This is a genomic window from Arthrobacter sp. SRS-W-1-2016, assembly GCF_002009585.1.
Classification (GTDB): Bacteria; Actinomycetota; Actinomycetes; order Actinomycetales; family Micrococcaceae; genus Arthrobacter; species Arthrobacter bambusae_A.
In genome coordinates, this window is the sequence record NZ_MTPV01000052.1 from 1 (window position 1) to 12,365 (window position 12,365).

Annotated in this window: 10 protein-coding genes; 5 read left to right on the plus strand and 5 right to left on the minus strand. The window is 63.3% G+C overall.

The window, feature by feature from the left end; translation table 11 throughout:
* Positions 1 to 653 (plus strand): HNH endonuclease signature motif containing protein (locus BMF89_RS12920; protein WP_139359649.1); only part of this gene is annotated, 653 nt, incomplete at its 5' end.
* On the opposite strand, the gene mctP is transcribed toward BMF89_RS12920, so the two are convergent.
* Positions 569 to 2,266 (minus strand): monocarboxylate uptake permease MctP, encoded by a 1,698-nt coding sequence (gene mctP / locus BMF89_RS12925; protein ID WP_078107512.1) that lies wholly within the window; start codon positions 2,264 to 2,266, stop codon positions 569 to 571. The genes BMF89_RS12920 and mctP overlap by 85 nt on opposite strands.
* A complete protein-coding gene (locus BMF89_RS12930) occupies positions 2,263 to 2,553 on the minus strand; it encodes a DUF3311 domain-containing protein (RefSeq protein WP_078107513.1) in 291 nt (96 codons plus the stop codon). The genes mctP and BMF89_RS12930 overlap by 4 nt, the downstream gene beginning before the upstream one ends.
* 276 nt (positions 2,554 to 2,829) lie before the next feature.
* On the opposite strand from BMF89_RS12930, the gene BMF89_RS12935 reads away from it, so the two are divergent.
* A complete protein-coding gene (locus BMF89_RS12935; RefSeq protein WP_078107514.1) occupies positions 2,830 to 4,326 on the plus strand; it encodes a lysozyme in 1,497 nt (498 codons plus the stop codon).
* A 77-nt stretch (positions 4,327 to 4,403) separates the two neighbouring features.
* On the opposite strand, the gene BMF89_RS12940 is transcribed toward BMF89_RS12935, so the two are convergent.
* The 3 genes from BMF89_RS12940 to BMF89_RS12950 form a co-directional block, all read right to left on the minus strand.
* A complete protein-coding gene (locus BMF89_RS12940; protein WP_078107515.1) occupies positions 4,404 to 6,899 on the minus strand; it encodes a bifunctional YncE family protein/alkaline phosphatase family protein in 2,496 nt (831 codons plus the stop codon).
* Positions 6,900 to 7,054: 155 nt separating this feature from the next.
* A complete protein-coding gene (locus BMF89_RS12945) occupies positions 7,055 to 7,378 on the minus strand; it encodes a DUF6221 family protein (protein ID WP_078107516.1) in 324 nt (107 codons plus the stop codon).
* Positions 7,379 to 7,425: 47 nt separating this feature from the next.
* Positions 7,426 to 8,772, minus strand: coding sequence for an ammonium transporter (locus BMF89_RS12950; RefSeq protein WP_171983485.1), 1,347 nt, complete (start codon positions 8,770 to 8,772; stop codon positions 7,426 to 7,428).
* 384 nt (positions 8,773 to 9,156) lie between these two features.
* Here BMF89_RS12950 and BMF89_RS12955 point away from each other — a divergent pair, with 384 nt between their 5' ends.
* The 3 genes from BMF89_RS12955 (at position 9,157) to BMF89_RS12965 (ending at position 11,350) form a co-directional block, all read left to right on the plus strand.
* On the plus strand, positions 9,157 to 9,927 hold the full coding sequence (locus tag BMF89_RS12955; protein WP_078107517.1) for a glutamine amidotransferase: 771 nt from the start codon (positions 9,157 to 9,159) through the stop codon (positions 9,925 to 9,927).
* A 14-nt stretch (positions 9,928 to 9,941) separates the two neighbouring features.
* Complete coding sequence (locus BMF89_RS12960; protein WP_078107518.1) at positions 9,942 to 10,262, plus strand: antibiotic biosynthesis monooxygenase; 321 nt, start codon at positions 9,942 to 9,944, stop codon at positions 10,260 to 10,262.
* Positions 10,263 to 10,420: 158 nt separating this feature from the next.
* Positions 10,421 to 11,350: a serine hydrolase gene (locus tag BMF89_RS12965; RefSeq protein WP_241710418.1), complete on the plus strand. Its 930-nt coding sequence runs from the start codon at positions 10,421 to 10,423 to the stop codon at positions 11,348 to 11,350.
* Positions 11,351 to 12,365: the final 1,015 nt, after the last annotated feature.

The following is a 12,365-nucleotide window of genomic DNA, read 5'->3' on the forward strand; positions in this document are numbered from 1 at the left end:
ACCGCACCCTCTTCCAAGGCGACGCCGAACCCGCCCGGCTCCCCGGCTACGGCATCGTCCCCGCCGGCTGGGCACGGTCACTCCTCAACGCCGGGAACCAGGGCAACGCCACACCCGGCCAAAATCACGATTTGAAGGTCTGGCTCCGGCGCCTCTACACCGCCCCCGGAACCGGGGAACTGGTCGGAGCCGATTCCCGTGCCCGGCTTTTCCCGGCGGGTTTGCGGCGCTTCATCCAGGCCCGCGACGACACCTGCCGCACCCCCTACTGCGACGCACCGATCAGGCACATCGACCACATCATCCCCTGGCACCACGACGGCACAACCAGCCTGGCCAACGGGGCAGGACTCTGCGAAGCCTGCAACCACACCAAAGAACTCCCCGGCTGGACAGCACAAACCTGGACAGCGCAAAACGGGACAGCAACAACCAGTCCCGGAACACGGCACGTCCTCGACATCCGCACCCCCACCGGACACCACTACCGATCCACAGCGCCACCCCTGCCAGGAGTCGGCATGCGGGGCACAAACCCGCCCGGCCGTGTATTGGTAGTGCCATCCAGTCAGAACGCAGGGCCTCCCGTTTCGCCCAGCCGGTATTCGCGCTGGAGTTCGGCAACTTTGGGGTCGTGCTCGTCAGCTCCGTAGTCCGAATTCCGGGTGATGTCCTTGCCGTCGGGGAGCTTCATCGCCCGGAAGACCAGGGACAGGACGGCAGCAATAATGAGGTTGATCGCGAATGCCACGACGGCGATGTAGACCTGCACGTTGGTGCCGGGGATGGCAGCGATGGAGCCGCCGAAGTTCGCCTTCGTCACGGGGTTGACCACGTTGTACGCCGCGACGGTGCCGTAGGCAATCCCGGCCACCCAGCCCGCGAAGAGGGCCCAGCGGTGGAACCAACGGGTGTAGAGCCCTGCCACGATCGCCGGGAAGGTCTGCAGGATCCAGATGCCGCCGAGGAGCTGCATATTGATGGCGGCCGACTGGTCCATCGCGATCACGAAGATCAGCGCCCCGAACTTCACCACGAGCGAGGCGATCTTGGAGACCTTCGCTTCTTGCCGCGGGTCGGCGTCGGGCCGTATCAAGTCCCGGTAGATATTGCGGGTGAACAGGTTGGCGGCAGCAATCGACATGATGGCGGCCGGGACCAACGCGCCGATGGCGATGGCCGCCAGGGCAATACCGGCAAACCATGCCGGGAAGTTGTCCAGGAACAACTGCGGAACCACCAGTTGCGGATTGACCGCACCGTTCAGGTCAATCGGCTTGGTGCCCGCGGAAATGGCCGCGTACCCCAGGAGGGCAAGGAATCCCAGCATGAGCGAATACAGCGGAAGGACCGCGGCGTTCTTGCGGATCGTGTTCCTGCTCTTCGTCGCCAGGACTCCCGTGACCGAGTGCGGGTACATGAACAGCGCCATGGCCGAACCAAGGGCCAGCGTCCAGTACGCGGAATAGCTGGCGGCACCCGGGATGAAGACACCCGCCGGCTTGCCTGTGGCTGGGCTGACGGCGTCGAGTTTCGTCTGGGCTGCACCGAAGATGTTGTCCCAGCCCCCGAACTTGATTGGCAGGTAGATCACGGCAACGATGACCGCGAGGTAGATCAGCAGATCCTTCACGACGGCGATAAGCGCCGGCGCCCGCAGGCCCGAGGTGTAGGTGTATGCGGCCAGGACCACGAAGGCGATGATGAGGGGCAAGTCGGTCAGCAGCACATTCTGCGCACTGCCGAGGCCCAGCACGGTGAGCACCGCCTTGATGCCAACCAATTGCAACGCGATGTAGGGCATGGTCGCGACAATCCCAGTGAGGGCCACCGCAACCGTCAACGCTCTGCTGCCATAGCGCCCGCCCACGAAGTCAGCCGGTGTGACGAACCCATGCCGGTGGGAGACCGACCACAAACGGCTCATCAAAAGGAACACGATCGGGTAGAGCACGATCGTGTACGGCACGGCGAAGAAGCCGCTCACGGCGCCGGTGGCCCACATTGCCGCCGGGACTGCCACGAACGTGTAGGCCGTGTAGAGGTCCCCGCCAAGGAGGAACCACGTGACCCACGTTCCGAAACCGCGGCCGCCAAGGCCCCACTCATCGAGGCTGTGCAGGCCCGTCTCCTTGCCCGCGCGCCAGCGCGCGGCGAAGAAGCCCAGCACCGCCACGAGGATGAAGAGGACGACGACGACGGTGAGCGCGACGCCGTTGACGGGCCGGTCCGCTGTGGTCGCCAGCGGGACAGTGAACGCGCTCATTGTTCCTGCTCCTCGGTGAATGCGCCTCGTCCGCCCCGCGCTGCTTCTCGGCGTCGACGGTCCTCCTTGGTGACCAAGCGATAGGAGATGCCCACCATGCCCGCGGTGATAGGGACCCAGAGCATTTGGTACCAGTAGAAAAACGGCATGCCGGCGAGCCGCGGTTGATCAATCGAGTACGCGGGGACGAACAGCGGAACCAGAATGGCGACGGCCAGCAGGATTCCGGCCGCAATATAGGGACCAGGCCTTGCGGGCCCCCGGGTCGGCACATCTGGAGTGGACATGGACGCCTCCTCAGAGAGACGGCCCCCGGTGCGGGATGGGCTTCCCGGGACGTGCCGGCGGCCTGATGGACCGTATGTGTACCGGTTCATCAACAGAATAGATTCTGGATTAATTCTTTGACAGGGGAAGTGCCCCCGCTTTTTTCGCGGCCGGGTTTGATGCCGCCTGTTTGTCATCCGTCTTGACTAGAGCTGGTAATGTCCGTGACGTCCGCTCCTGCGGGCGTTGTTTGCAGGCGCGGGTCTCTTCCGTTGCCAAAACGGAAGGAAATTCACATGAACGCGTCGATCCTGCGCGCTCCCAGGCGGCCGAAACTTGTTCGACCCCGTATCCGGAAAGGCATCGCCGGGTACGCGGCCCTGCTCATAGCGGGCATCGTCCTCGTCGCCCCCGGCGCCGGCGCGGCTTCCGCGGCACCCACGACGACTTCACCGTCACCCTCTCCGTCCGCGACGTCAAGTACCTCGAATGACCACGCGATGGGTTCAACTGTCCGCAGTCATGAGACCGCTGCGCCAATGCGGATGTCTGCCCAGGCCGTAGCGCCCGCTTCGGTGGCGTCCGGGGTGCCGGGGATGGATGTCAGCAGCCACCAAGGCAATGTCGACTGGCCCACCGCGGCCGCAAATGGCGCCAAGTTCGCCTACGTCAAGGCCAGCGAGGGCACCGGTTACGCCAACCCGTACTTCGCCAGCCAATATGCCGGATCCGCAAACGCCGGACTCTTGCACGGCGCCTACCACTTCGCGCTTCCCGACGCGTCCTCAGGAGCGGACCAGGCCAACTACTTTCTGCAGAGCGGCGCAGCCTGGACCCCCGACGGGAAGACCCTTCCTGCCCTCTTGGACATCGAATACAACCCGTATGGAAGTACTTGCTACGGATTGAGCCAAGGGGACATGGTGAATTGGATCTCCGATTTCGCCACGACCATCCTGTCCAAGACCGGGCGCCTCCCTGCCATTTACACCACCACTGACTGGTGGACAACGTGCACCGGCAATGCGGCGGGTTTCGGAAACCACCCCCTGCATATTTCCTATTTCTCGACTGACGCCGGACCGCTGCCGGCCGGCTGGCCGGACTACACCTTGTGGCAGAACTCCGATACAGGCGTTTTTCCCGGCGACCAGGACGTCTTCAACGGCACCCTCACCCAGCTGACCGACTTCGCCACCAACCCGGGCCCCATCTTCTCGGACATTTCCGGGGACCCGTTCACGTCCGAAATCAACTGGCTTGGTTCCCGTGGCATCTCCACCGGGTGGACCGCGTCGGACGGGTCGAGGAACTTCAACCCCCTGACGGCGGTAGCTCGGGACGCAATGGCTGCCTTCATGTACCGCCTGATGGGCAGCCCGGCGTTCACCCCGCCGGCGACGTCGCCATTCACTGATGTCGCCACGAACAATCCGTTCTATAAGCAGATCACCTGGCTTGCGATCAACGGCATCAGTACGGGATGGACCGAGTCCGACGGAAGCAAAACTTACCGTCCGTATCTAGCGGTCAACCGGGATGCGATGGCCGCTTTCATGTACCGCCTCGCGGGTAGCCCGGCCTTCACGGCACCGGCGACGTCGCCATTCACCGACGTCGCCACTGACAACCCGTTCTACAAGCAGATCACCTGGCTCGCAAACAGCGGCATCAGTACCGGATGGACCGAGTCCGACGGAAGCAAAACCTACCGTCCGTATCTAGCGGTCAACCGGGATGCGATGGCCGCGTTCATGTACCGGTACAACACCAATTTCGGGACGATGCACTGACAGTAATGCCCTGCAGATGAAACCGCAGAGGGCGGCCACCGATGCCGGTGACCGCCCTCTGTCATGTGTGAATTTGGCTAGCCGTCAGGATCCTTCGCGGCCGGCTGGCTGCTGGAACCGGAGCCCGAGCCGATCACGTTGTGCTGGGGTTCGGGCATCTTCGAGTCAGCACCGTTCACTGACTGCCAGATGGACTTGTTGAAGAGTTGCTCATCGATCTTGTCTTCGGTTGCCGTGTCCTGGGTGGCTACCTGGGGGGCCATGGGAGCGTTTGACCCGTTGACAGCGGTCATGTCGTAGCTCGGTTTGAGCGCGGTGTACGGCGTGTTGTCAGGCTTGGCGGTGAACGACGCGTTCATGGGAGTGGCGAATGCGTCGAACTGGGTCAGCGGGCCGATGCCGGCGATGAGCCCGATGGTGCGGACCATCGAAGCCGTGCTGTAGAAGGTGGAATCGACTTTCCCGGTCTGGGTGTAGGGGCTGATGGCCAGTGCCAAGGTGCGGTGCGCATCCACGTGGTCCGGGCCGTTCTGCGCGTCATCCTCCGTGACGAAGATGGCGGTGTCCTTCCAAGCAGAAGAGTGGGACACGGTGTCCACCAGCTTGCCGAGCGCGTAGTCGTTATCAGCGACGTAGGCCTTCGGCGTGGGGGCGCCAGTGCGGGTGGCCTGGGTGTGGTCATTGGGCAGCCGGACGAACTGGACCGTGGGAACGGTTCCGGACGCCACGTGGGACTGGAAGTCCTTGGCCCATTCTTCAATACGTGGAGTACCGCAGCCAGGCTTCAGCGGCGCGAACGATCCCGCCGAATCAGGGCAGTTCAGGTCGTAACCGTGGTAGTTGTGGTCGGTTTGCGCATCCAGAACGGGGTCCGCTGCGTTGAATGTGCCGGCGTTGTTGGACACATAGAAGCCGTAGTTGCGGAAGCTGACTCCTGCCTTGGCGAGCCGCTGCCAGACATACGTGTTGTCAGGCTGTTGGGCCGCGATTTCAGGGGCGTTTCCTTCGCTGGGATACGGCGCCTTGCGGCCCGAATAGTTGGCCGGCCACATTTGCTCTGCGTACGGGTTCGAGTTCGCGGAGGCCACCCAGTTCCAGCCGTTGGCACTGACTTCGGCATCGGCGTAGAAGTTGTCAATGGTGGTGAACTTCTTGGACAGGGCCCGCATGTTCGGTGCCGACTCGTCGCCGAAGAGGTTCAGTGAGGGGTCACCATTGCCCTTGCCGAGGCTTCCAAGCACCTGGTCGTAGGTGCGGTTTTCCTTGACCACGTAAATCACGTGTTTGATGGGACTTTCTTGACCGGGTTGGCGCGGGATGATGTTGCCACCGGCGGTGTCCGGGCGGTTGTTGTTCTTTACCTGCTCGGTGGCCTTCTGCAACTGGCCGCCCTCCGGAACGCTGAAACTGCTCAGCGTGCCAGCGATCATCGATCCGCTGTATTGGTTTTCGGCGGCCGGGGTGGTTGACTCCGGGTTCGGGTGGCCAGGTCCGTTGTTCGGCCCGGCGCCCAGCCCCTTCGCGTTGGTGACATGCAATGTCCCGCCGCTGAAGGCCAACGAACTCGGGTACCAGCCGACAGGAACCACGCCGGCCACGGCGTTCCGGGCAAGATCGACGACGGCGACGTCGTTGTTGCCGGAGTTGCTCACGAACAGGCGGTGCCCGGCTTCGTCCAAGGCCACGCCAGTGGGATTGGTTCCCACCGGCGCCCCCTTTTCAGGTGCGACGCTGATACTCGAGCTTGTGCCGGCGGCTGTATCGACAACCGAGACGGTGTCGTCGTCGCCGTTGGCGACGTAAAGCGTACGGCCGTCCTTCGACAGGACGGACTTGTTGGGGTGGAGGCCCACCGTGACGGTGCGGGAAACCTTCGGTTCGGTGCCTGTGATGTCCACCGCGGAGAGGTCGGAGGCGCCCTGGTTGGTGACGAACGCCGTCGTCCCATCCGGGGAAACCGCGACCGAAAGCGGTCGGTGACCGGCCGGCGTCGTCGAGACGTTTCCGGTGGAGAGGTCGACGACGGACACGGCGTCAGCGAGCTGATCGGCGACAACCAGCCGTTTGCCGTCGGGTGTGATGGCCAGTCCGGCCGGGAAGAGGTTCAGTGCCTTGCCCGCGGGCGTCGTGGTGGGCAGCTGGATGGGCGCACCTTCTGCCAGTTTGCCGCCGGAGTAGCTGTAGGTGCGGATCTTGGAGTTTGCTGCGGCGCTCGCGTAAAGCTTGGTGCCGTCCGGGCTCCACGCCAGACCCATGTAGAGGGACTCCGGGGACTTGTAGGAGAGGGTCTGGTCTACCTCGTGGTCTGCGAGGTCGACGAGTTGCAGAGACTGGGTACCTTGACCGTTGTTTGTGACCGCTAGTCGCTTGCCGTCAGGGGAGAGGGCGGAGTTCAGCGGAAGGTCTCCGAGTGAGGTCTGCTGTCCGGTTGGCGTGACGCGCATGCCGATTGACGTGACTGCGGTTCCGTCGTCGTGGGGGCCGGCGAACGTGGAAACCGCCGCGAACGCGGCGCCGCCGACGAGCACACAAGACAATGTTCCGATGATGACCGGGATTGTTTTGAATTTCATGGTCCCAAAGCTAGGAGCCGTGAGACACGTTGGCCCGACTCACAGGGAACCGTCAGCTAAATCATCAGTGAACTGATGAGGCGCGCGGGGGTCTGAGTCGGGTCACCTTCTGCCGATTAGTCGCTCGGCTCGCGGAGGAGCGGTAGGCCCGCCAGCTACGTCCCCGCCAGCCATTCCGGCTCGAAGTCCGGATGGTCGGAATAGGGAAGCGCAAGGGCATTCAACGATTTCGTGGTCCATTCGATCGATTCCGGAATCCACTGCGGCGTATCACCAACCGTTCCGCGAACCATCGTGGCCAAGGCCGCCTGCCGTGCGGATTCCACGATGCCGAGCAGCCTTCTCTTTGATTCGCATTCGAGGAGAAGACGTCGCTCGTACCATTTGCCCGCCTCGGAGACGGAACGGTCGCCGAGGAGTTTCCGCGCCGCAGCTTCATCCTCACTCAGGCGGTCCGAGAGGAAATCGACGATGTCCACAAACTGAGCGTACGCGTCCCTCGCGGCTGCGGAAACGCCCGCCCCAGCTAAGCGGGGTCGGCTTGCTTTTCGCGCTGGAGCTCGACGGCGGGAACGGCGGCGGAGGACGAAGCGGCGGCAGCGGCCACAGGGATGTTGACGTGCGGGAGGGCGTTGAAGTGGCTCCGGGCCATGCCGCCGAACTCGTAGGCGGTCTCGGCATGCTCGGACAGGTCCACTCCGGCGAGCTCCGCCTCGTGGCTGACGCGGAATCCTATGGTCTTGTGGATGACAAGGCCAATGATTGCCGTCATGATTCCGGACACCGCGAGGGTGACAAGGATGGCGACGATCTGCGCCACGAGCTGCTGGAGTCCGCCGCCGTAGAACAATCCTCCACCCTTGCCGTTCACCGGCAAGGCGATGAATCCGAGCGCGAGCGTGCCCACCAGCCCGCCCCCAAGGTGGACGCCCACCACGTCGAGGGAGTCATCGAAGCCGAACTTGTGTTTCAAGTCGACAAACACGGCGCAGGCGGCGCCGGCCAGCAAACCCAGGCCGAGGGCCGCAGCAGGAGCCACGTTGGCACAAGCCGGAGTAATGGCCACAAGGCCGGCAACGACGCCGGAAGCCGCACCCAAAGATGTGGGGTGGCCATGCCGGATTTTCTCGGTGAGCAACCAGCTGAGCATGGCCCCGGCCGGGGCAACTAGGGTGTTGACCCAGATCAAGCCGGCCTGCGCCGACGTCGTGGCCGCACCGGCATTAAAACCGAACCAGCCGAACCAGAGGAGGCCGGCGCCAAGCATGATGAAGGGGAGGTTGTGCGGGCGGTGGTTCGGATCTTTTCCAAAGCCGTGGCGCTTGCCCAGGATCAGGGCCAGGACAAACGCGGCAGCGCCGGAGCTGATCTCCACCACTGTGCCGCCGGCGAAGTCGATTACCTGACCGAAGACCGAGCTGATGGCTCCGCCGGGGCTCAGGAGGCCGCCGCCCCAGACCATGAAGGCCAAAGGGCAGTAGACCAGGGTGATCCAGATCGGGACGAAAACGACCCAGGAGGTGAATTTGGCACGATCGGCGATAGCGCCGCTGATCAGGGCCACGGTGACGATGGCGAAAGTAGCGCTGAAACCAAGCTTGATGAGGTCGGTGGAACCGACCAGGTCTGCCGAGCCGAAGCTGCTGAACGGATTGCCGAAAATGCCCAGGACACTCTTGCCGCTGATCATTGAGTAGCCCCACAGGATCCAGACGGCGCCTACGATGCCCGCGGAGATGAAGCTCATCATGATCATGTTGAGGGAGGCCTTGGCCCGCGTCATGCCACTGTAGAAGAGGCCGAGTGCCGGAGTCATGAGCAGTGCAAGTGCCGCCGACACCATCACCCAAACGTTTTCCGCAGTGATATTCACGTGCGCTTCCCTTCTGATCGGAATGCCGTAGGAGGACCGTTGCAGCGTGGTCCCGTTCTTCCCCTGCCCAATATTTCCGGTTCCGTGTTTCAAGCAATGCGAGGAAAAATTGCGGGCACGTTACATAACTTGTCTTGGCGTGAAGAACGCATGACAGGCGTGTTTCGGGAATGTTAACGCCGTCTCCGCAGGGACGCCGGATCGCCCGGAGCGGACGCGCGGGATGCCTGTGATTCCGCGGAATCCAAGGCAGAAGGAGGTGAAATCCCTCCATCCGGCCGGAATGCCGGACATTTCTTCGACGTGAACGGCGGCTCACCGCCTCCAAAGGGATGTTTCAGCGGGACGCTGGCGCGCCAGGGCCACCGCGTGCACACTTAGCCTGTGAAGCCGTTTCTCCTGCTCGCATCTCGTGCCGAAGACGCCGCCGCCGAGGAAGAGTACCAGGCGTATCTCCGTTTTGGAGGGCTTGCTCCCGAGCAGCTGCAACGCATCCGGATGGAAGCGGCGCCACTTCCGCCGCTTGAGCTCTCCGACTACTCCGGCGTGATCGTGGGCGGCAGCCCGTTCACGTCGAGCGACCCTCCGGAACACAAGAGTCCGGTCCAGAAACGGGTGGAGAAGGAACTCGCTCAGCTGCTGGACACGATTGTGGACTCCGACTTTCCCTTTCTGGGGGCCTGCTATGGGGTCGGAACCCTGGGCCTTCACCAGGGCGCGGTGATTGACCGCACCTACGGTGAAGGACTCGGAGGGGTAACCATCAAGCTCACGGCGGAGGGCCTCCAGGACCCTCTCCTCCAAGGCATGTCCGAGCGCTTTGTCGCCTTTACGGGCCATAAGGAAGCCTGCACGGTCCTGCCGGGACACGCGGTGTTGCTGGCCGGTTCAGCCGCCTGCCCTGTGCAGATGTTCCGCATCAAGAGCAATCTTTACGCCACGCAATTCCATCCGGAGCTCGACGCCGAGGGGCTCGTCACCCGGATCGACACCTATCGCCACGCCGGATATTTCCCGCCCGAGGCTGCTGAACAGCTGATGGCGGACGCCCGGAAGGTCACGGCGACCGAACCGATGAAGATCCTCGGCAACGATGAAGATCCTCGGCAACTTTGTCCGCCGATACGCGATTCCTCAATAACGTCGGCGGAATGAAGCACAATAGGCGCATGACCTTTGCAAACGTGGGAAGTCTCGGCACGAAACCCGGCCAGCGCGACGCCGTCGTGTCCATCCTGCTGACACCGAAACCCGAACTCCGGGGCGCGGGTTGCCTTCTCTACGAGGTGGGAATCAACGAAGAATCGCCCGACACGGTGTTTGTCTGCGAACTGTGGGAATCGGCAGAAGCGCACCAAGGGTCGCTGCAGTTGGACAGTGTCCGGGCCGCGATAGCCGAGGCAATGCCGCTGCTGTCCGGAGAGATGGGCGGCACGCGGTTCACTGTATTGGGCTCACCAATCCGCGACGCTCGATATTCACCCAGGTGACACGTGGCTGACGGACAGGGTTTTCATAGCTCCCACATAGCTGCAGTAGCTACGGTTGCATCATTATGGAAGAGCAAGAGCCCCGTCGTCCCGGCCAAGGGTCCGGACGAAAGAGAAGCCGGTGGAACCAGTGGAGCCCTCGCCGGCGTCGATCGGCCTTGCTGACAGCCTGCGCCGCCATTCTGGCTCTGACCCTGACGGCCACGGTCTACTCAGCTGCGCACGCCCGCCCCGCTTCCGATTTCGTTTCGGCCCCGACGGCACCCCCGGGTGACCTGGCCGCGGCTGCCCCGACGACGACGGCGGCTAGCCCTACGGCGGCCGCTTCGGCTCCTGCCCCGGTAGCCGCTGCGCCGGCCCCGACGGCGGCCGCAGCACCGGCCCCGACGGCGGCAGGAACGGTGACGCCAGCGCTTGATGGCCAAATCAATGCGATCATCGACGCCAACAATGGGTATCAGATCGGCGTGGCCCTGATTGATCTGTCCGATGGTTCGACGCACCAATACGGGGTCCAGGATCCGTTCGAGGCAGCAAGCACAGCCAAGGTGCTGTCAGCGATTGCCTACTACCACCTCGTCGAAACAGGCGCAGCGTCGCTTGACGATCCTTTGGGGGACTACACCTCGGGCTTCCAAATCAAGGAAATGATCCAGGACAGCGATAACGACTCATGGTCGTTGATCATGGACACCATCGGTCACCCACAGTTGCAGGCCTACGCCACGTCAATCGGGATTAACTACGACCCGGAGAACAACACGCTGACCCCCGCCGAGATGGCCAGTATCATGGCTGGTCTCTACGACGGGAAGCTCCTGAACCAGCAGGACACGGCGCAGTTGTTGTCCTATATGCAGAACACCAACTACGAATCACTGATCCCCGCCGCAGTGCCGGCCGGAATCACAGTTTTCCACAAATATGGACTGCTCGACGACGAACTCCACGATGCCAGCATCCTCACCAACGGGACCAAGAGCTATGCCTTCGTGGTCTACACCAAGGGCCAGGACGAGAGCGACATCCCCGCCCGCACCGACATCTTCCACCAGCTCACCCAGGCTGTGGTGGGCGGCCTGTTCTAAGGGGACCCAGGCTACTTTTCAGTATCACGACGCCGGCCGTGCAGTCAGATGGACTGTACGGCCGGCGTCGTTGTTCCCTTGGGCGCTGAGCTCCTGTCGCGATGTTCGCTTATACCTATATGCCTCCTTTACTCATGGGGTCGGGCCAATTTCCTATCAGTCGGTTATTGTCCTGCATGGTCTTCTCCTGACTAGACGTGTCCTGCGCTGGTGGCGCAGTTGGTCGTGCCTGCCAAAAGGGCAGGAGCGGCCTGGTCAGTCGGGGGAAGATCCCGGATCGAATGCGGGTTCGGTTGAAGGCGTTTGCCTGCGGTCGGGTATCGGACAGTGGCCGGGCGGGGGCGCGAGTCCACGTTGTTCGGGCAGATCTGCCGCGCCAAAAGTGGAACCGCCCTCCGGGCCCGACATCGATCCGGCCTCATGCGGCGACGCAGCCGCGGGAGCCGGCGCGTCAGGCGGAGGTCCGCCCGGAACCGTAGACACATCCGACGCCGCGAATACAGCAGGGGGAGCGAAGACAACACCGTCCGGGAATCCGGAAGTCCTTGTGCTCGCTCGTGACCCGGTCTGGACGGCAGGTGGAACGGGGTTCGTATGGACAAGCGTGGAGGGGCTAGTGAGCGCCGCGCCGGGTCCAGCACGCGGGGGAGCAGCGGGGACAGCCGGAACGCTTGGTCCTGTATTCCGCAGTATTCCGGGCACCCGCGGCAATTCCGGCACGGAAGGACCCTCCGGCAACGCCGCGAGTTCCTTGAGCGTGTTGGTGACCACGCGCTGCGCGCCGTGGACGACCCCGACCACCGGCGTCAAGGCGTGGTCTGTTAGCTGACGGACCACGGTCCCAGGAACTGTGGCCAATTGACTCGGGACTGCAACCCCGGAGGGGTCCTGGTTGACGAGCCGTCCTAGGGGATCGGCGAGGGGAACCGGGAGGGAAACCGAAGGCGCCGGGACAGCCGGGACCCCCGGCATGACGTCGGTGGCTTGCGAAGGACCGGCGAGCCACAGCAACCAT